Below are 20,767 nucleotides of genomic sequence, written 5' to 3'. Positions count from 1 at the left end.
GCTGAGGTTAGCTACAGAACCCGAAATCTGCGTAAGCAGAAAACTCAACTATACCCCGCTACACCCATGGCTGCTAAGAAAACTTCTACCTCTTCTGATTCTGCTAAGCCGGCTGCTAAGGCCGCTGCCGCTAAAAAATCTGCTGCTACCCCGGCTGCCAAGAAAGCCGCGGCGGCCTTAGCAGCGCCCGAGCCCGTGAAGAGGCCTACGGCTAAGGAGATGAAAGAACACGCACAGAAGCTGCCTTACCCTGGCAAGCAAGCCGACATGAAGCTGCAGCCGGCCATGAACTTCTCCACGTATCGGGCCGCCGGAAAGCTGCAGGATAAGATTGCGCTGGTGACGGGGGCCGACTCCGGCATCGGGCGGGCCGTGGCTGTGGCATTTGCTATGGAAGGTGCCCACGTGGCAGTACTCTACAATGAAAACACCGTGGATGCTGAGGAAACCAAGCGCCTCGTAGAAGCCCAGAACCGCCAGTGCCTGCTTTTGCAGCTAGATGTGCGCGACCCAGAGCAGTGCAAGCAAGCGGTGCGCCTAACCCGCAAAGAGCTGGGCGGCCTCAATATTCTGGTCAACAATGCGGCGTTTCAAATGAGCGCCGAGAAGTTCGAGGACATATCGGAAGAGCAGATTCGCCGCACCTTCGATACCAATATTCTTGGCTACATCTGGATGGCGCAGGCCGCCATTCCGCATATGCAGGAAAACGACTGCATCATCAATACCGGCAGCATTGTAGGCCTCACCGGCATCCCGATTTTAGTGGATTACGCCTGCACCAAGTCGGCCATTCATGCCCTCACCAAAAGCCTGGCTACCTACCTGGGTGAGCGAAATATCCGGGTGAATTGCGTGGTGCCCGGTCCCGTCTGGACGCCCAACATCCCCGGCACCATGCCCCAGGAGGAAATCGAGAAGTTTGGCTACGAGGTGGCCCTGGCGCGCCCAGGTCAGCCCGAAGAGCTGGCGCCCGCCTACGTGCTACTAGCCTCACAGGATGGCTCATTCATGACCGGCTCACTGGTGCACGTGACGGGCGGCAAGATGAGCAGCGACCAGTAAGGGGAGGTGATGGGGTGATGGGGTAAACGGTGAAAGGCTTGTTCTGTGAACCCCACCCCCGTCCCCTCCCCTCCGGGAGAGGGGTGCGTATTGATAACACCGAGTAATGTGTAGGTAGCCATTGTTCATTGCCTCGCGTCTGGCACCCCTCTCCCGGAGGGGAGGGGCCGGGGGTGGGGTTCACCAAATAGCACTAAACGCAAACCATCTAAAAGCGCCTTTTCAAAGCTAGAAAGGCGCTTTTATTGTTCAGTAGAAACCTTGTACTGGCCTAGCTCGTCAGTAAGAGCTAAGTTCTTCTATTTCACTGGCTGACTTCCGACCTGAATGGCTTCCCCTCATTACCCCGAAGGCACCGTGCGCGCCCTGCTTCAGACCGACTTGGTAACGGAAGCCACCCGCGCCGCCCTGCTGCCTCGCCTCGATACTTCGCCCTACACCCCTCAGTTTTTTGACGGGGCTACCTATGAGCTGCTGCGGGCCGTGGTAGCCCGCATCTACCCCCAACCAGAGCGCGTAGAACCTATCGAGCTTGCCCCGGTGGTGGATAAGCGCCTCGCCGTAGGCGACTCCGACGGGTGGCGCTACGACGCTATGCCGCCCGACCGCGAAGCCTACCGCCTAGGCCTAGGTGGCATCAACCAGGCCGCGCAAGCCCTGTTTCAGCAGCCCTTTGTGCAGCTGCCGGAAAGTCAGCAAGACCAGGTTATGGAAGCTGTAGCCAACGGCACTGCCCCCGGCGAGAACTGGCAGCAGCTCCCCATTGATCGGTTTTTTGAAGAGCTGCTGGCCGAGTTAGCGGAGGATTACTACTCGCACCCGCTGGCCCAGGAAGAAATCGGGTACGTGGGCATGGCCGACGTGCCCGGCTGGACCCACATTGAGCCCAATCAACTGGAACCCCGTGAGCCAGAAGCGGTGAAATAGTGCTTGAGTGACTCAGTGAGTTGATGTTCTCTCTGCGCAACCTGCGCTAGTAGCGCGGCCTAGGCCTGCCGAACGTCAAACTCACTAGTTCACCATCTCACTACCTCGCTCAATCACTATTTCACAATTCCACCGCATATGCCCGACGAAGAAGTACTGGAAGAAGGCGTGCTGAACCCGATAAAGCCGGAAATTCAGGACCCTCTATTGAAAAGCTTGCTGGCGGAAGACGACAGTTTGCTAGCCGAAGCGCCTATTGAGCTGGAGCAACAAGCCCCGCTGCCCGACCCCATTGACGAGGTAGACTGCGTGGTAATTGGTACTGGCGCGGGCGGCGCGCCGCTGCTAGCTCGCCTGGCTATGGCCGGCCTGAAGGTAGTGGCCCTGGAGGCCGGCCCCCGCCGCGACCCAACCAAGGACTACGCCACCGACGAAAAGGCCCAGCACTTCCTGTTCTGGAATGATGAGCGCCTCTCAGCCGGCCAAACGCCCGTAGCCTTCGGCAACAACAACTCCGGCACCGGCGTGGGCGGCTCTACCCTGCACTATACTGCCTACACACCCCGCGCCCACCGCGGCGACCTAAGCCTGTTCACCGACTTCGGCAAGGGCGTAGACTGGCCTTTCGGGATTGAGGAGCTGGAGCCGTACTACGAGGAGTTAGAGCACTTTCTGGGCATTAGTGGGCCCACACCGTACCCCTGGGATGCCAAGCGCCGCAAGGGATACCCGCTGGCGCCGCTGCCGCTGAACGGGGCCGCGCTGCTCATGCAAAAAGCTTGCGCGGGTATGGGCATCAAGACCTCGCCGGCGGCCAATGCTGCGCTGTCGGCGCGCTATTACCAGGAGGGTATTGGCTGGCGTGAAGCCTGCACCAACCGGGGCTTCTGCCAGGCCGGCTGCAACCGCGGCGCCAAGGCCAGCATGGACGTTACCTTCCTGCCGCTGGCGGAGGCCTACGGCGCCGAAATCCGAGCTGATGCCTTTGTAACGGAAATTGAGCGCGACGCCAAGGGCCGCGTGACGGCGGTAGTGTATACTCAGCACGGCGAGCAGAAGCGCCAGCGCTGCCGCCACCTGTTTCTGTGCGCTGGGGCCGTGGAAACGCCTCGTCTGCTGATGCTCAATGAGCTGGCTCTCACCAGCGGGCAGGTCGGCAAGAACTTCATGGCCCACCCCGGCATGCAAGTATGGGGCACGTTCGACGAAGATATCCGCCCCTACAAAGGCATTCCCGGCGGACTGATTTCCGAAGACACCCATAGGCCTAGCGATGCCGATTTTGCCGGTGGCTACCTGCTGCAAAGCATCGGGGTAATGCCCGTGACCTTTGCCTCCCAGATGGCGCGTAAGCGCAAGCTGTGGGGCCAGCCCCTGCGCGACTACATGCGCAGCTACAACCACACGGCCGGCATCAACATCCTCGGCGACTGTCTGCCCCACGAGAACAACTTTCTGGAGCTGGCCACGGAGAAGGATGCCCGCGGCCTGCCCAAGCCCCGCGTGCACTTCACGGCCCAAGAAAACGAGCAGCGCATGAACGCCCACGCCGAGAAGCTCATGCGCCAGATCTGGGAAGCCGCCGGCGCCCGCGACATCTGGGCCTTTGAGCGCTACGCCCACACCATCGGCACGGCCCGCATGGGCCTCTCCGGCGACGACGCCGTAGTCAATCCCGACGGCCGCGCCTTCGACGTGCCCAACCTCTACATCTGCGACAACTCCGTCTTTCCCAGCGCCCTCAGCGTTAACCCCGCCCTCACCATCATGGCCCTCAGCCTGCGCACCGCTGATAAGTTCTTGGAAGCTCAGCAGCGGCTTGATGGGTAGCAATCAATTGACAGAACAACAGCTCCCCTCCTCAGCTGAGGAGGGGAGCTGTTGTTCAAACATCCTTCGTTTCTCCATGGCCAAAAGCTTCCTGACGCATATTAAAGACAAGTTCGGCGACGGCAATTACGAGGGCGACGAGTATGGCGGCGCGGCCGGCCACGATGGTAGTGGCCTACCCACGGGCAACCCCGGCAACTTCATGTTCGCCACCGGCATCGAGTGCTCGTACCCCACCATTGCCAACGGCACCATCCGGCGTGACCTGCTGGCCGAAACCGACCATTACACCCGCTACAAGGAAGACCTAGGCCTGGTGAAAGAGCTGGGCCTGAAAGTGCTGCGCTATAACCTGCCGTACTATCTCATTCATAAGGCGCCGGGCCATTTCGATTGGGAGTTTGCCGACAAGGCCATGGCCGAAATTCAGCGCCTGGGCATCACGCCTATTCTAGACCTGATGCACTTTGGGGTACCCGACTGGATTGGCAACTTCCAGAACCCCGAGCTGCCCGTGCACTTTGCCGAGTACTGTGGGGCCGTGGCCAAGCGCTACCCCTGGGTGAGGTTTTACACACCCGTAAACGAGATTTACGTCACGGCCCGGGCTTCCGCCAAAGATGGCATCTGGAACGAACAGCTCAAGGACGACCGCGCCTTCATCACGGCCATGAAGCACATTACGGCGGCCAGCATCATGGGCAACCAGCAAATTGCCCGCTACCGGCCCGACTGCATCATTGTGCAAAGCGAGTCGGCGGAGTATATCCATGAGATGCGCGCCGTGGAAAGCGACGCCGTGCGCCTCACCAACAAGCTGCGCTTCCTGTCGCTGGACCTGTTGTACGCTCACAGCCTCGATGCGGAAGTGCTGCTCTATTGCCTCGATAATGGCATGACGCGGCAGGAACTAGACTGGTTTATGGCCGGCGAGCCACCCGGCTACCAGATTATGGGCAATGACTATTACGGCCGCAACGAGCGCATCATTAAGCCCAACGGCGAGTGGTGCGCTGCTGAAGATGTACTAGGTTGGTACACCATGACGCGCCAGTACTACGAGCGCTACCGCAAGCCCGTGTTCCACACCGAAACCAACACCTTCAACGTGAAAGATGCCGAATGCTGGCTCTGGAAGCAGTGGGTAAACGTGCAGCGCATCCGCCAGGACGGCGTGCCGGTAGTGGGGTTCACCTGGTACAGCCTCCTCGACCAGCTCGACTGGGACATCAGCCTCGCCGAGAAGCGCCTCTCCGTCAATGCCTGCGGCCTCTACGACCTCGACCGCCGCATCCGCCCGGTAGGGGAGAGCTACAAAATGATGATCCAGGAATTCGGCCAAATCACCATCATGCCCCACGGCGAGGTCTTCGAATTCACCAGCCGCCCCGCCACATTGAAGGTGGAGAAGTAAGGGTGGCCTAGGTAAACCCCACCCCCAGCCCCTCCCCTCCGGGAGAGGGGTGCCAGACGACTTTTCTTCCATCATATTACAATATCTTAACAACCAGAACGCACCCCTCTCCCGGAGGGGAGGGGCTGGGGGTGGGGTCACACCAAAGCGCTTCCGGCCATCCATTCATTGACCAAAACCAGCCGCCAGCATACAACCAGACCACGTTCGTTGAATAGTTGCTTTTCTTATATAGGGTAGGATTAATTCTTTGCTTCAGATTATGTAGGTTAGGAACACTTTCTCATTCCTCACTTCCCATACTCCTGATATGAAGCCATTTACTCCGCTAGGCCAGGCGCTGGGCTGGAGCGCCGCCTTCCTGCTGACCTTGGGCGCCTGCAGCCCCAAAGCCACCACGGTAGCCAGCACCAGCCCCACTCCGCCGCCCACCGCCGAAGCTACTGCGGCGCCGTCGGCCACGTCGTCATTTCAGATTCCGGTGGAGTATTACACCCTGCCCAACGGGCTAAAGGTGGTGCTTTCTCCCGACCACACGGCCCCCACGGCTACGGTAGCGGCTTACTACAACATCGGGTTCCGGAATGAGCCGCGCGACCGGACCGGGTTTGCCCACTTGTTTGAGCACCTCATGTTTCAGGGCTCCCAGAACCTGGGCAAGATGGAGTTCATTCAGCTGATTCAGAAGAATGGCGGGGTGCTGAACGGCTCTACGCGCTTCGATTTTACCAACTACTTTGAGGTGGTGCCAGCCCACAAGCTGGAAACCATCATCTGGGCCGAAGCCGACCGGATGCGGGGTCTCGCCATCAACCAAGCCAACCTCACCAACCAGCAGGGCGTGGTGAAGAATGAGGTACGCGTAAACGTGCTCAACCAGCCCTACGGCGGCTTTCCGTGGCTGGATATGCCCCAGTACGCCAACAAAAACTGGAACAATGCCCACAACTTCTACGGTGACCTGAAGGACCTCGACGCCGCCACTCTGGAAGACGCCCAACAGTTCTTCAAGACCTATTACGCGCCCAACAATGCCGCTATTGCGGTAGTCGGCGACTTTGAGCCCGCTGAGGCCAAGGCTTGGGTGCAGAAGTACTTCGGAAACATTCCCGCCGTGACCCAGCCGCCCAAGCCCGATCTGACGGAGCCCCGCCAGGAAAAGGAGCAGCGCTTTACCAAGGACGATAAGCTGGCCACCAAGCCGGCCCTGGCCTTCGCCTACCATATGCCCGAGCGCAATACGCCCGAGTACTACGCCCTTATCCTGCTCGACCAGATTCTGCTCCAGGGCAAAGACTCACGCCTCTACCAGGCCATGGTGCAGAAGCGCGGCCTCACTGACGATGTGAGCGGCGGCATTAACTACCTCGGCAACGCCTTCAACTACGCCGGCCCCATGCTCTGGATGGGCAACCTGACCTACGACCAGACGGTGAAATCTGACTCCGTAGTGAGCGTGCTCGATCAGGAAATCAACCGCTTAGCCAAAGGCGGCATCGACCAGCCGACCCTTGATCTGGCAGTAGTAAAGCTACGTTCCAGCCTCTACGACCAGCTCTCGGGCTCCGATAACTTCGGCCGGGCCGATATGCTGGCGGCTTTCGCCTTGTTCGATAACGATCCTTCTCGCATCAACACCCTGGAAGGGGAGTTCCGCAAAATCACACCGGCCGTGATGCAGCGCACCATTCAGGAGTACCTGCGGCCCACCAACCGCACCATCGTAGTTGTAAACCCACTGGCCAAGAGCTAACCCCGACTTATGAAAACGTTCTATCTCGGGTTGCTAAGCGCGGCCCTGCTCACTACTGGCCTAGAGGCCTCGGCCCAGACAAAGCCCGCCACCAAGCCAACGGCCAAACCGGCGTCAGCTGCTAAGCCAGCCGCGGCGCCTGCAGTAGCTACTACTCCCAAAGAAACGCCCCCACCCGGCGGCACGCCCCGCGACTTTGCCCTGCCGGCCAAGGAAGAGTTTGAGCTGCCCAACGGCCTGAAAGCCCGGCTGGTGCCTTACGGCCAGGTGCCCAAGGTCACGATGATGGTATCCATTCAGGCCGGTAACGTGCACGAAGCGGCCGATGAGGTAGGCCTGGCTGATCTGGTGGGCAAGCTCATGAACGAGGGCACCAGCACCCTCAGTGCCAGCCAGCTCGCCGATAAGGTAGCCCGCATGGGCGGCTCCCTGAACATCTCCGTAGGCCAGGACCAAACCAACATCTGGGCCTCCTGCCTGTCGGAGTTTGCGCCGGAGCTGGCTGCCCTGATGGCCGATGTGGTGCAGCACCCCGCCCTGCCCGCCAGCGAGCTGCCCCGCATCAAGAGCGACTTTAAGCGGCAGATGAACCTGGCCCGCGCCCAGCCCGGCACCCAGGCCCGCCAAAAGTTCACGGCCTCCCTCTACGGCAACCACCCCTACGGTAGGCCTATCCCCACTGATGCCGCCATCGACGCCCTGACCATGGAGCATGTGAAAGCCTTCTACCAGAACCAGTATGGCGCCCAGCGCACCAGCGTGTACGTGGCCGGCAAGTTCGACCAAGCCGCCCTGCGCCAGGCCATCACCAAAAGCTGGAGCGACTGGGCCAAAGGCCCCGTGCCCCACATCGAAATTGCCAAAGCCCAAATTCGCCCCGATGTGATGACCTTGGACAGGCCTAGCGCGCCCCAGTCCACCATTGTTATCGGCATGCCCGTAGTCGACCCCTCGCACCCCGATTACATGAAGGTGCGGGTGATGAACTCCCTGCTGGGTGGCTCCTTCGGCTCCCGCATCACGCGCAACATCCGCGAAGACAAGGGCTATACTTACTCGCCCTACAGTTTTATTGAGACGCACTACCGCGCCGGCAACTGGAGCCAGAACGCCGACGTGACTACCCAAGAAACCGGTAACTCGCTCAAAGAAATCGTGTACGAGATTGAGCGCCTCCAGAAAACCCCGCCCACCACGGAGGAGCTGAAAGGCATTCAGAACTATGAGTCGGGCTTGTTTGTGCTGCGCAACTCCACGCCAAGCGGCATCATCGGCCAGCTTAACACCCTCGACCTGCACGGCCTTCCCGACAGCTACCTCACTGAGCAGGTGAAGAACATCAACGCCGTCACGCCCCAGCAAGTCTCCGAAACCGCCCGCAAGTACGTCCGCCCCGAGGCGATGACCATTGTGGTAGTCGGCGACAAAAAGATCATCGACCCCCAAATCAAGAAGTTTAAGGAAAGCCGCAAGAAGGCGTTGTAAACTAATGCTAGAGCCAGTTTTCCTCCTCAGATGAGGAGGAAAACTGGCTCACGATGGTACCGCACGATAAGATGTGCGAAAGCACAAGAAGTCTGGCCAAGTTGTAAGTGGAGGTGTAAGTCGCTTGGCCTAGCTCGGGGTGCCTTTGATCTTCATGCGGTGCTTTAGGCCAAACTCCACCAAGGCATTAATGACGGGTTGGATTTCGGTAGCATGGGGCGTGAGAGCGTACGAAACCGTGACCGGCTTGGTGTTATTGACTGTTCGGGTAATAAGCTGGTTTTCCTCTAACTCCTGCAGTTCCTTCGACAGCACCTTGGGAGTAATACCCACCGAGGTTTCTTGTAAGTCTTTGAAGCGCAGGGTGCCATAGTTGTAGAGGTTAAGCAAAATGCAGAATTTCCACTTTCCGCTCAACAGCTCAATGGCGTCTTTTAGAGCCAATACTTTCTCCTTGTGCAGGACAAGGGGTTGTTCGCAGGTTGCCGTCATAAATAGTCGCTTACCTAAAGGTAACGAATAACAAAAGTATAGTAACTAGCCCACACTTTTGGTTTGTAATCAAGACAAGCCAAATGAAGAAGACCATTTTTATTACCGGTGCCTCGTCTGGTATCGGCAAAGCAACCGCTAAGCTGTTTGCGGCCAAAGGCTGGAATGTAATTGCCACCATGCGCAAGCCCGAAAATGAAACCGAGCTCAACTTGTTAGACAATGTAAGGCTGTTGCCCTTGGACGTAACTAGCCTAGAGCAGATCCAGGACATTACGCAAAAAGTGTTGACCTTGGGCCCCGTCGATGTAGTGTTTAATAACGCCGGCTATGCCCTGCTAGGGCCTCTAGAGGCTGCTACCGACGAGCAGGTGGTCCGGCAGATGGAAACCAATTTTCTGGGCGTGGTGCGTGTTACTCAAGCCTTTATTCCAAGTTTCAGGGCTAGGAAGGCTGGCCTGTTTATTACCACTAGCTCCTCGGCTGGGCTGATGGCTTTTCCGGTTAGCTCGATGTATGATGCCAGCAAGTGGGCGCTGGAAGGCTGGAGCGAAAGCTTGTCATTTGAATTAAGTCAGTTCGGAATTGGCATCAAAAACATTGAGCCGGGCTTAGTGACAACGGAGATAGGGGATAAGTCGGTCACCGTTTCGCATCCGGAGTATGATGAGCTGGCGAATAAATTTTTTGCGGCCATCAGCGCGCCTGGCATGGGAGTTTCTAGCTCTGAGCAAATTGCGGAAGTGGTGTACGAAGCTGCTACCGATGGCACCGATACCTTACGGTATGTGTGCGGGGAGGACGCCAAAGCGCTGTATGCCCAACGCCTTGCCGTGGGTGATGAAGCCTTCAGAAAGGAAGTTCTGCAAATGTTGGCAGGGCAACCCAGCAGCTAGCCTATGTGCCAAGCTTTTGACCAGGGTCAATGCTGCGGTCTTAGGTCAGGCACCCTAGGTCCTTCGGCTAAAATCGAAAAAGCCAGCCCAAACGGGCTGGCTTTTCTTGCAAATAGGTGTGCGAGGTCGAGTGTATTTAAACAGCTGCTTCGGCAGGCTGGGGGTGCTGGGTGGGCATTTCTACATCCACGCCTAAGCCTTTGGCAATGGCCATGCCCAGGCGGATATCGGCGCGGAACCAGTGGCAGAGCTGGCGCTGCGTGATGAGGTCTTTCTTGGGGCCGCTGATGCCGCTCATGGAGCCTACCACGTTGTCGATGAGGTTGCGCTGAGCCTGGGCGTCGAGCAGGCGGAACAGGTTGCCGGCCTGGGTGTAGTGGTCGTCGTTGCCGGGGCCTTCGTTGCGGTCGTAGCGAGCGGCAAAGCCGTCGAGCTCCTGGGCTGGCTCGCCCTGGGTCTTGTCTTCTACGGGGCCGTTGAAGGAGTTGGGGAAGTAGTTCGGGCCGGGGCCGCCGTTGTCGCCGAGGGCCATGTGCCCGTCGCGCTGGTAGTTGCTGAAGCCGAAGGGGCAGGCATTTACGGGCAGGTGCTCATAGTTAGCGCCAATGCGGTAGCGTTGGGCATCGGGGTAGCTCAGGATGCGGCCCTGCAGCATTTTATCCGGCGAGTAGCCAATGCCATCCACCACGTGGGCCGGTGCGAAAGCCGACTGCTCTACGTGGGCGTGGTAGTTTGCGGGCACCTCGTTCAGCTCCATTACGCCCACTTCCTGCAGCGGAAACTCACCCTGGGGCCACACTTTGGTCAGGTCGAAGGGGTTCCAGCGGAAGTCGCGGGCCTGCTCCTCAGTCATGGTCTGGATGAACATGGTCCACTTCGGGAAGTTGCCGTTGTCGATGGCCTCCACCAGGTCCTGCTGTGCGAAATCGGGGTTTTCCCCCTTCAGGCGGGTGGCCTCTTCGCTGGTCAGGTTCTTAACGCCCTGCTGGGTCCGGAAGTGGAATTTCACCCACACGCGCTCATTCTGGGCATTAATCAGCGAGAAAGTGTGCGAGCCGTAGCCGTGCATATGGCGGTAGCCGTAGGGCGTGCCGCGGTCCGACATCAGAATCGTGACCTGGTGCAGGCTCTCGGGGTTCAGGCTCCAGTAGTCCCACATCATCGTCGGCGACTTCAGGTTGCTGCGCGCCTCCCGCTTCTGGGTATGAATGAAGTCCATGAACTTGATGGGGTCCTTCACGAAGAACACGGGCGTGTTATTGCCCACCAGGTCCCAGTTGCCGTCTTCGGTGTAGAATTTCAGGGCAAAACCGCGGGGGTCACGCTCCGTATCGGCCGAGCCTTTCTCGCCGCCCACCGTGCTGAACCGGGCGAACATCTTGCACTCGTTGCCCACTTTGCTGAACAGCTTGGCGCGGGTCAGGTGGGTGATATCGTGGGTGACAGTGAACTTACCGTAGGCGCCACTGCCCTTAGCATGCACCACGCGCTCGGGGGTACGCTCGCGGTTGAAGTGAGCCGATTTCTCGTGCAGGAAGTAGTCCTGGAGCAACAGCGGGCCGCGCGCCCCCGCCGACTGCGTGTTTTGGTTGTCGAAAATCGGGCGGCCGGAAGCGGTAGTCAGTTTCTTGGGTTGGGTTGATTCTTCCATGGGAGTAGAGTAAGGAGGTGCGCGTGTGATTCCGGCCCGCTAGGCCAGTTGAGGTGTGACAAAGGTTGAGCTTACTTGGGTATAAGTAAAATCGATTGTTTTTATACTAGTATAGACAGTGTCTATATTTGGAAGTTGGGCAGACGGGTTAGCCCGCAGAGGACTAGTGTTTGCGCGGTAGGCGCAGAGCTGTTCTAGGCCAGTAAGCGTATGAATATTCAGCAGTTAGAGTACCTGGTAGCACTTGATACACACCGGCAGTTTGTGCTGGCGGCGGAGAAGTGCCACGTCACGCAGCCGACGCTTAGCATGCAGCTACAGAAGCTGGAGGAGGAGCTAGGTGTGCTCTTGTTCGACCGCACCACTAAGGGCGTGCAGCCCACGGCCGTGGGCATAAAGGTGGTGCAGCAGGCTCGGCGGGTGCTACGCGAGGTGCAGCAGTTGCGTGAGGTAGTGCAGGTGGAGAAAGACGAGCTGGTGGGAGAGTTGCGCCTGGGTATCATCCCGACGCTGGCGCCCTACCTGGTGCCGCTGTTTCTGGTGGAGCTGGTGGAGCGTTACCCTAAGCTGCGGGTGCAGGTAGAGGAGCTGCAGTCGGCCCAGATATTGCAGCAGCTCAAGGACAACCAGTTGGATATAGGCCTACTGGTAACGCCCCTCGACGACCGGCAGCTGCGCGAAATTCCGGTGCTGGAAGAGCCCTTCCTCGGCTACATTTCTGAAAACCACGAGCTGTACCCCCAGGCCACCATCAGCCCCCAGGATATGGGCGCACCGGGCCTATGGCTGCTACAGGAGGGCCATTGCTTCCGTCACCAAGTACTCAATATCTGCTCGCCGGCCCCCGTGGACACTACGCGGCCTTTTACCTACGAAAGCGGGTCAATTGAAACGCTCAAGCAGCTGGTGCGCCACAACCACGGCTATACCCTAGTGCCCGAGCTTTCGGTGCTGTCTGAGCTCGATAACCCCATGGTGAAGCGCTTTGAAGCTCCCGAGCCAGTGCGCGAAATTAGCCTGGTGGTGCACCACGGCTTCGTGCGCCTGCCGCTGCTCACCACTCTGCGCGACATTATTCTGCGCCAGGTGCCCGAGCGGCTACAGGCGGGTAAGGCTCAGCAGAAAATTAAGTGGCGCTAGGCCAGGTGTAGTTCAGCTGGCGGACCCGAAATGCGCAGTTCGCGTAGAAGTAGGTTATGCCCAACTCTCTCACTTTTATCGGCCTGCACTACTGGGCCGGCTCCGGCCGCGAATTCCAGCAGGTGGCGGCTCTGCTGGCCCCCGTGTACCCCTTCCTAGCGCCCGACCTTTCTGGGTTCGGCGAATCGGAGCCGCCCATTGGGGGTGGCTACTCCGTGGATGCGTATGCCGATCAGGTAGCCAGCTTCATTGCGGAAAAGCAGGTAGGCCGCTATGTATTAGTAGGTCACAGCATGGGCGGCAAGATTGCGCTGGCACTGGCAGCCCGCCAGCCCACTGGCTTAGCGGGCGTAGCCCTGCTCACGCCCTCGCCACCCACGCCGGAACCCATGACCGACGAGGACCGGATGGCCAGCATGCGCAGCTACGGCAAGCTGGCCGAAGCCGAGAAAACTTTCCAGAAAATAACCGCTAGGCCATTGCCCGAGGATATCCGTCAGCAAGTTCTGAAGGACAACATGCAAACCACCCGCCTGGCCTGGGATGCTTGGCTGCTGCACGGTAGTCGCGAAGACATTAGTGCCCGCATGTGCAATGTGCTAGTGCCTTGCACCATTGTGGCCGGCGACCAGGATAATGTAATGTCACCCTCGGTGCATGGCCTAGAAACCCTGCCACTGCTACCAACGGGTACACCGTTGGAAATTATTGGTGGAGCAGGCCACCTGCTGCCCTACGAAGCACCACAAGAAGTAGCGGAGTTGTTGCGCGCATTTGCTGGGCGGTTATAGCCGTGCGGCAGGCCTAGCAGTGTCATTCCGAGCGAAAGGAGGAAGCTAGCCACTGCTCTAATGGTTAACACCGGTTCTTCGCTCTCTCGGAATAACAAGTCAGGGCCACTTGTACCAGGCTACAGCCTAAAACCCCGAACTTGTGGGCCTATTCCCGCTCCGCATGAAACTCTGGTTTTTCCCCCTGCTGCTCGCCTCCTTGCTGACGCTCACCACCTGCCGCACCGCCCGCGTTACTGACCCCTATGCCCAGTACCCCACCTACGACGGTCCCGACCTGGGCCTGACGTTTGTGCGGGGGCAAGCGCACCTGCGGGTGTGGGCGCCTACAGCCGAAGCACTAGCCCTCAAGCTGTACGCGGAAGGAACAGGCGGCACGGCGGTGGCGGAATACGCCATGCAGAAATCAGCGGGGGGCACCTGGACCTACACGCTGCCGGCTCAGCCGGCCGGCCAGTTCTACGTGGTGCAGGCCACCATCAAGGGCAAGCAACTCGCCGAGGTGCCCGACCCCTACGCCCACGCCGTAGGCATAAATGGCCACCGAGGCGCCCTGCTAGACCCTGCCACCGTGAACCCGCCGCAGTGGGAAGACGACCTGCGCCCTAAGCTCAAACAGGCCACCGACGTTGTGATTGGCGAAGTGCACGTACGCGACCTGACCATGCACCCGCAGTCGGGGGTGCAGCACAAGGGCAAGTTCTTGGGCGTGGCCGAAAGTGGCACCCGCGGCCCCGAAGGCGTGAAGACTGGCCTAGACCATCTCACGGAACTCGGCCTGACCCACGTGCACCTGCTGCCCACCAATGATTTTGCCTCCATCGACGAAAGCCTGCTCCAGCAAAACCGCTACAACTGGGGCTACGACCCACTGAACTACTCCGTGCCGGAAGGCTCCTACGCCACTGACCCCGCCGATCCGGCGTCTCGCATTCGGGAGATGAAGCAGCTGGTGCAAACCCTGCACAACAGTGGCCTACGGCTGGTGTTAGATGTAGTGTACAACCATACCGCCGATGCCGGCCGTAGTTCCTTTGAACAGCTGGTGCCCGGCTACTACTACCGCCACAACCCCGACGGCTCTTACTCTGATGCCGCCGCCTGCGGCAACGAAGTGGCCTCGGAGCGGCCCATGGTGCGCAAGCTCATCGTGGAGTCGGTGGCCTACTGGGCCCGGGAGTACCACGCCGATGGGTTCCGGTTCGACCTCATGGGCATCCTGGACATCCGGACCATGCGGGCCGTGCGCGTGGCCCTGGACCAGATTGACCACAGCATATTCGTGTACGGCGAAGGCTGGGCCGCCGGTGCTAGCCCCCTGCCCGAGATGGAGCGGGCCGTAAAAGCCAATGTAGGCCGCCTCGACCGCGTTGCCGCCTTCGGCGACGAGCTGCGCGACGGCGTGAAGGGCCACTACGCCCGCCAAACCGAGCCCGGCTTTGCCAGCGGGCAGCCGGGCCTGGAGGAGAGCGTGAAGTTTGGCATTGTGGCCGCCACCCAACACCCCCAGCTCGATTACACCAAGGTCAACTACTCAAAAGCCCCGTGGGCCACTTCGCCCATGCAGGCCATCAATTACGTAGCCTGCCACGACGACCGAGTGCTCTGGGATAAGCTGACGGTATCTAACCCCGGCGCCTCAGAAGAAGAACTGATCAAGATGGACTTGCTCAGCAGCACCATCGTGTTTACCTCGCAAGGGGTACCGTTTCTGCCCGTCGGCGACGACTTTCTGCGGACCAAAGGTGGCTCCCACAACTCCTATAATCTCCCCGACAACGTCAACCAGCTCGACTGGGCCCGCAAGGCGCAGTACTTACGCATTAACCAGTTCTACCGCCAGCTCATTGCTCTGCGGCGCGCCCACCCCGCTTTCCGGCTGCCCACCCAAGAGCTGGTGCAGCAGCACCTGGAGTTTCTACCCAACCTACCGGCTACCACCATCGGGTACCGCCTGAAAGACCATGCCGGCGGTGACGCCTGGAACAACATTGTGGTGCTGTTCAACGGTAACCGCCAAGCCGCGAGCCTACCCATTCCCGGCGGCCGCTACTCGGTGGTACTGGCCGGCGACCAGATTAACTCACAGGGAATCCGGACGGTAGAAGGCGCTGGCGAAACCCTGACCGTGGAAGTGCCCGCCTCCTCGGCCCTGATTCTAGTGCAGCGCTAGCCAGGTTGAGGCAAGCAGTAAGCTCGGGCGTAGAAACCGGTAACGGTGGAGTTCGTTCTAGCTAGGCCACCCTTTCTGCAGTTGCCTATGTCGTTCCTTTCTCAGCTACGTTCCGCTTTCCATCGGCACTGGCGGCACTACCTGGCGGAAGCAATGGGCATCGCTTTCTTCGTGACCTGTGGTGGACTCCTGACCATGCTGCTCGAGCATCCGGCCTCACCGGTGCGGCAGGCCTTGCAAACCAACGACTCGGCCCGGCACTGGCTCATGGGCCTTGGTATGGGGCTGGTGATTGTGGCCATTGTGTATAGCCCGTGGGGCAAGCAGTCGGGGGCTCACATCAACCCGGCTGTTACCCTCGCCTTCTGGCAGCTGGGCAAAATCCGAACTCCCGATGCCGTGTGGTATGTGCTAGGCCAGGTGGCCGGGGCTATTGGCGCGGCGCAGGTCCTGAAGCTCGTCTTTGGGGCGCTGTATGCGCACCCGGCGGTTAAGTTTACCGTTACGCAGCCCGTACCCCTGCCCCGCGGGGAGGCGCTGGCCTTCGCGGCTGAGTTTATCATCTCCTTTATTCTGATGCTGGTGCTCCTGCTGGCTTTACACTCTGAGCGACTCAAGAAGCTGACGGGTTGGATGATAGGTGTTCTGCTAGCTCTGTATATCGTGTTCGAGACGCCATATTCAGGTATGAGCCTCAACCCCGCCCGTACCTTGGGCACCGCGGTAGCCGCCGGCAAGTATCATGGCCTGTGGCTGTACTGGGTGGCACCCCCACTAGCTACGTGGCTGGCTACGGTGCTATTCAGAAAGTTATACCACGGCGAAGATTTGGAATGCGCCATCCTGGCTGGGTGCGGGCCCAGCCCCTCGTCGCCCCACTTCTCCGGTGAGGAACCTCCGCAGTACCCCGATGAAGCGGCAGCTTAGTGAAGTGGCCTAGGCCTGGTAGGGCACGAGCACGGAGCAGATAGCCCTAGCCAGAGCGTAATTTCAGTAAAAGAAAAAGCCCTTACCTCTGGCAAAGAAGTAAGGGCTTTTCATTTGGTAGCGCTTGGCAGCAGGCCTAGGCCAGTCTACTTCGGCACCGAACTACTCCAAGGACCGCTCGCGGAAGAGGACGTAGCCGATGTGGGCGAAGACGCCGAAGCGGTGATTGTCATCGTCGTAGTGAATGGCTTGCACCGAGAGGGGCCCCACGGGCGTCTGGTACACTAGGCCAGTCATCAACGTCAGGTAGGGGCGGCTTACGCTATTTGAGCGACGAACCAGCACGGGGTTATCAAACGCCTGCTTCCAGGGGCGTACCAGCACGTGTGCGTAGGCCTCGGTGCGCCACTCCAGGCCCCGAAACACCCCTCGCACATACCGCAAGCCCGCGGCGGCGTAAGCCGTGCCCCGGTAGTTATCCAGAAAGAGGGTGCGGGAGTCGGGGAGGGGTAGGAAGGCGGCCGAGGTAGTCAGCGACGAACGATAGGTAGCAAACGCGCCCTGGGTGCTGGCTACGGCATCAACCAGGTAGCCCCAGGCATGCGTATTAGCTCCCACCGAGTCGCTTTTGCTGAGCGAGAAGTACTGCTCTGAGAATATAGAGCCGCGAATCCAGCGCTGATTTTTGGTGCGCCCTATAACGCCGTTGGAGGTGGTGCCGGGGTCGTATTTTTCCTGACCAGTTACACCCCGGAAGTTAAATTCTACCCGGCGGCCTTTGGTAGCGTATTGGCGGCGGTCGAGAGAGTTGCGCTCAAAGCGCACCCCCCCCGTAACACCCTGGAAACGATTCAAGTCTAACTCGTCGGTGCTGTTTACTTCAGTAGTATTGGCAAACCGGTCGCGGTTAGTGAACAGGCCTAGGTCTAGAATATAACGGCTGCGGTAGTTGGGGCTGATACCAACGTTAATACCCGTTTTTAGGTCGCGCTGCACCAGTTGGCTGGTAGCCGCGTTTTGGCCCAGCAGGCCGCCCGTGTCCTGGTAGTTGAGGTTGTTGAAGGTGATAATAGGCTCGAAGTACAGCGGAATCTGGCCCGGTACGCTCACGCGAAAAGAGCCCTGCACAGCATTATAGAAGCGACCCACGGTTGCGTTGCCCCGCACGGTGTAGAGGTAACGGCTCAGGTAGCGGTAGGCCCCACCCAAATAGAAGTTGCTCATGGAACGCGACGAGAGCAGCACGCCCAGGTCGGCGGTGAGGTTGTTGGCCTGGCGCGCATCAATGCTGAGGCCGTACCCTTTCTGCGCTTCGGAGTAGCGTACCCGTGGGTACACGTTGGTAAAGAAATCGTTGCTGACCAAGCGGAAGTAGCCTTCCTCAATGTCGCTGGGGGTGTAGCTGGTGCCAGTGCGCTGAAAGAACCGCCGCACAAACTCCTGCTGCTGCCGGGGCAAGCCCTGCACGGTTACGCTCGTGAAGTTTGGGCGCGGAGCCCGCTCCTGAAACGCCCGCCGCCGCCGCTGCAACGATAGCGTGTCTTCGCGCCGCGGAATGCGCTTCAGCATGAGGCTCAACTTCTCGTTGGCAGCGTTTTCGCCTAATGCCACCAGGCGACGCACCCGGCCAAAGTCGGCGGCAGTATAATCCGTCAGATCGGGCTGAATGAAGATGCCGTTGGGGCCCACGGAGGTAGTATCGGCGCCATTGGAACCCAGGAAGATGAGGGTGCTGGTCAGCAGTTGGTCGTCTTTCTCCTTGGGGTACTTGTTGTAAGCCACGTCGCCCACGTTCACCCCAATAATTACATCGGGCTTAAACTCATCCTTGATAACGCCGGTGGGAAAGTTGTCGACTACGGCCCCATCAAACAGGTAGCGCCCATCTTCCTGCCGAATAGGCCGGAACGCCAGCGGGAAAGCCATGGAGTTGCGCACTGCATCGGAGAGGGAGCCACTGCGCTGGATAACCTTCTGGCGGGTAAATACCTCTGAGGCCACGGCCCGGTACGGCACAAACAGGTTATCGAAGTTGTAGTTGGAGATGGCACCGGCCGGGGCCAGCATAGTGGCCAGCACATAGTTGAGCGTGGCATCGTTGATGATGCGCGGCGTTACGCGAGTCCGGAAAGCCGAGTCGATGGACAGGCCTAGGTGCAGAGCTGCCGGGGAAGGGTCAGCATCGTAAAAGTTAAACACCTTGCCTTCCAGGGGGCGGTTGGCCACCCAATTCTGAAACTCAGGCTTCAGCACAATTTCCTCAATCTCCTCCGGCGAATAGCCAGCCGCATACATACCGCCCACAATGGCGCCCATGCTGGTTCCTACAATGTAGTCAATAGGAATGCGGTTCTTCTCCAGTACTTTAAGCACACCCACGTGCGCTAGGCCTTTTGCTCCACCACCGCTTAGCACTAGGCCTACCTTCTGAGCTTGAGCGGTAGGCCAGTGCAATAGGCACAGGCAGAGTAATAGCAGGAAATAGTATCTTTTGGGCATAGGTGCAACAGGGAGTAGAAACGTGAAAAGCCCCGGTAAAGAGGCGCGTTTCACTACGCATACGCAGCAGCGGAGTTGCCCTGTATAGGCCAACACTTAACTATTCTCGATGAATGAAGCTCTAATCGGCGCCCAACTTCAAGCTCAACACTTGAGCAGAACGTGCGGAGGGCCAGTAAAGGACTATCCTAAGCTTATCTAGCTTACCACTTTTTGAATATCACATACACTGCGGCCACTAACAGGGCAAAGCCTACCACGTGGTTCCAAGCCAGCTTATCCGTCTTGAAAACGAACACCGCGCACAGGGTGAATACGGTCAGCGACACCACCTCTTGAATCACCTTCAGTTGAAACAGGTTGAATGGCCCGCCATTTTCTTCAAACCCGATGCGGTTGGCAGGCACCTGAAATACATACTCGAAAAATGCCAAGCCCCAGCTGATCAGGATAACACCAACCAGGCCTAGGCCATGCAACCAGCTGATTTTCTTGAACTGCAGGTGGCCGTACCAGGCAAACGTCATGAACAGGTTAGATATCAGCAGCAGGGCAACGGTGGTAAGGCTTTTCATGAGGTGTTGAGGGAAGAGGGGGAAAGCAGTAGATGCGCAAGCTCCGGCATCAGGTACAGGAACTTGCGCATCTACTGCAACAAGTCGCAAATCGTTTCGCTTTACGGTGAGCCGCCGGGCCCTACTCCTCGTGGCCGGGTGCAGGGGCTTTGGGGGCGGGCTCTAGCAGCTGCTTTGCTTCGAGGGCCAGGCGCTCCTGTTCCTTTCTGGAAGGGGCGCGGGGCAGCTTGTCGAGGTCGGGCTGGCCGGCATCAACCCAGGCCGTATACCAGAAGGCGCCCACCAAGCGCAGGGCCAGCCGCATTTGCCGCTCTACCTGCCCGTTGAGGCGCTGGTGGTACTCGCGGGCGAAATCACGGGAATAAGCGCGCACCGTTAGGTTGCCGCGCTGCTCAAAGCCATACTTACGGTCTTCGGGAAACTTTAGCGTCAGTTCCCGCTCAAAGCGCAGCACTGAGTCAACGGCTGCGGCCGACCGCCCCACCGCCTGCCAAATAACATCGGTAGGCCTATCTAGGTAGGGCGCGGGACCAGTGAAGAAATCGTAGCCGTTGCTGAGCAGCTCCGGGAGGCGGCTTTCCCAAAGTGCATGAATACCACGCTGGTTGGTGAGCTGCCCGTTGTAGTTGTGGGTGGCGTGCAGGGGCACGCAGGCGTCGGCAATATAGTGGCCTAGGTCGGCGGAGAGGTGCAGAATCCGGTCGGTTTCGTGCAGGCGGAAGGCTTCTGTCAGTTGACCTTTCATGCGGGCCACTTGCCAAGGCACTATGCCGTGGCGCAGCAGGGAATCCTCGCCCAGCAGGGCTACGGCATCGGCGTAGGAGCGGGGCAGCTTATATACCGCCGAGTCGCCGTACACGTCCACATCCAGGAAGTGGCGCGGGGCCTCGCCGGGTACTACGGTGCGGCGCGAGTCGGGACGGGTAGCGTTGTCGGTGAGGTAGTCGATGTTGGTCTTATAAAACCCAATCATCTCCCGCGGCAACGTATACACTGCCAGCCGATTGATGAGTCGGTGACTAAAGAACCCCCAAGCTTGCACGGGCCGCGTCGTAATCAAAAATAGTACTGCTAGAATCCCGAGTCTATAAATTGAGCGCATAGTGAACAATAGAGTAAGTGACTTACTGATAATTGGTAGAGTATAAA

General features: G+C 59.1%; 16 protein-coding genes. 11 read left to right on the top strand and 5 right to left on the bottom strand.

Annotation, left to right across the window (positions count from 1 at the left end):
* Positions 1–66: 66 nt before the first annotated feature.
* The 6 genes from EU557_RS09890 to EU557_RS09865 all read left to right on the top strand — a co-directional run bounded on the left by EU557_RS09890 (position 67) and on the right by EU557_RS09865 (position 8,474).
* Positions 67–1,065, top strand: a complete 999-nt coding sequence (locus EU557_RS09890) for an SDR family oxidoreductase (protein WP_135530212.1) — start codon at positions 67–69, stop codon at positions 1,063–1,065.
* Positions 1,066–1,392: 327 nt separating this feature from the next.
* Positions 1,393–1,992: a gluconate 2-dehydrogenase subunit 3 family protein gene (locus EU557_RS09885; RefSeq protein ID WP_135530211.1), complete on the top strand. Its 600-nt coding sequence runs from the start codon at positions 1,393–1,395 to the stop codon at positions 1,990–1,992.
* Positions 1,993–2,130: 138 nt separating this feature from the next.
* Positions 2,131–3,822 (top strand): GMC family oxidoreductase, encoded by a 1,692-nt coding sequence (locus EU557_RS09880; protein ID WP_135530210.1) that lies wholly within the window; start codon positions 2,131–2,133, stop codon positions 3,820–3,822.
* A 76-nt stretch (positions 3,823–3,898) separates the two neighbouring features.
* Entirely contained in the window at positions 3,899–5,236 is a 1,338-nt protein-coding gene (locus tag EU557_RS09875) for a family 1 glycosylhydrolase (RefSeq protein WP_135530209.1), read from the top strand.
* Positions 5,237–5,546: 310 nt separating this feature from the next.
* Positions 5,547–6,989, top strand: coding sequence for a M16 family metallopeptidase (locus tag EU557_RS09870; RefSeq protein ID WP_135530208.1), 1,443 nt, complete (start codon positions 5,547–5,549; stop codon positions 6,987–6,989).
* Positions 6,990–6,998: 9 nt separating this feature from the next.
* Positions 6,999–8,474 (top strand): M16 family metallopeptidase, encoded by a 1,476-nt coding sequence (locus EU557_RS09865; RefSeq protein WP_135530207.1) that lies wholly within the window; start codon positions 6,999–7,001, stop codon positions 8,472–8,474.
* Between the two features lie 129 nt (positions 8,475–8,603).
* On the opposite strand, the gene EU557_RS09860 is transcribed toward EU557_RS09865, so the two are convergent.
* The gene (locus tag EU557_RS09860) at positions 8,604–8,966 is read right to left on the bottom strand and encodes a winged helix-turn-helix transcriptional regulator (protein ID WP_135530206.1); all 363 of its coding nucleotides are present in this window, start codon (positions 8,964–8,966) and stop codon (positions 8,604–8,606) included.
* Positions 8,967–9,049: 83 nt separating this feature from the next.
* On the opposite strand from EU557_RS09860, the gene EU557_RS09855 reads away from it, so the two are divergent.
* Positions 9,050–9,862, top strand: coding sequence for an SDR family oxidoreductase (locus EU557_RS09855; protein WP_135530205.1), 813 nt, complete (start codon positions 9,050–9,052; stop codon positions 9,860–9,862).
* Positions 9,863–9,998: 136 nt separating this feature from the next.
* On the opposite strand, the gene EU557_RS09850 is transcribed toward EU557_RS09855, so the two are convergent.
* Entirely contained in the window at positions 9,999–11,513 is a 1,515-nt protein-coding gene (locus EU557_RS09850) for a catalase (RefSeq protein ID WP_135530204.1), read from the bottom strand.
* Positions 11,514–11,723: 210 nt separating this feature from the next.
* On the opposite strand from EU557_RS09850, the gene EU557_RS09845 reads away from it, so the two are divergent.
* From EU557_RS09845 to EU557_RS09830, 4 genes are all read left to right on the top strand, one after another.
* Positions 11,724–12,653, top strand: coding sequence for a LysR substrate-binding domain-containing protein (locus tag EU557_RS09845; protein ID WP_135530203.1), 930 nt, complete (start codon positions 11,724–11,726; stop codon positions 12,651–12,653).
* 56 nt (positions 12,654–12,709) lie between these two features.
* Positions 12,710–13,444, top strand: coding sequence for an alpha/beta fold hydrolase (locus EU557_RS09840; RefSeq protein ID WP_135530202.1), 735 nt, complete (start codon positions 12,710–12,712; stop codon positions 13,442–13,444).
* A gap of 163 nt (positions 13,445–13,607) precedes the next feature.
* Entirely contained in the window at positions 13,608–15,617 is a 2,010-nt protein-coding gene (gene pulA / locus EU557_RS09835; RefSeq protein WP_135530201.1) for a type I pullulanase, read from the top strand.
* An 87-nt stretch (positions 15,618–15,704) separates the two neighbouring features.
* Complete coding sequence (locus EU557_RS09830; RefSeq protein ID WP_135530200.1) at positions 15,705–16,544, top strand: MIP/aquaporin family protein; 840 nt, start codon at positions 15,705–15,707, stop codon at positions 16,542–16,544.
* Between the two features lie 162 nt (positions 16,545–16,706).
* Here the strand turns inward: EU557_RS09830 and EU557_RS09825 are convergent, their stop codons facing one another.
* From EU557_RS09825 to EU557_RS09815, 3 genes are all read right to left on the bottom strand, one after another.
* The gene (locus tag EU557_RS09825) at positions 16,707–19,043 is read right to left on the bottom strand and encodes a patatin-like phospholipase family protein (RefSeq protein ID WP_135530199.1); all 2,337 of its coding nucleotides are present in this window, start codon (positions 19,041–19,043) and stop codon (positions 16,707–16,709) included.
* A 203-nt stretch (positions 19,044–19,246) separates the two neighbouring features.
* Complete coding sequence (locus tag EU557_RS09820) at positions 19,247–19,618, bottom strand: DMT family protein (RefSeq protein ID WP_135530198.1); 372 nt, start codon at positions 19,616–19,618, stop codon at positions 19,247–19,249.
* A 121-nt stretch (positions 19,619–19,739) separates the two neighbouring features.
* A complete protein-coding gene (locus EU557_RS09815; protein WP_245326221.1) occupies positions 19,740–20,678 on the bottom strand; it encodes a zinc dependent phospholipase C family protein in 939 nt (312 codons plus the stop codon).
* Positions 20,679–20,767: the final 89 nt, after the last annotated feature.

Origin of the sequence: Hymenobacter wooponensis, assembly GCF_004745865.1 — a bacterium.
GTDB classification, from domain to species: domain Bacteria; phylum Bacteroidota; class Bacteroidia; order Cytophagales; family Hymenobacteraceae; genus Hymenobacter; species Hymenobacter wooponensis.
This window is presented reverse-complemented; position numbering and strand designations above follow the sequence as displayed.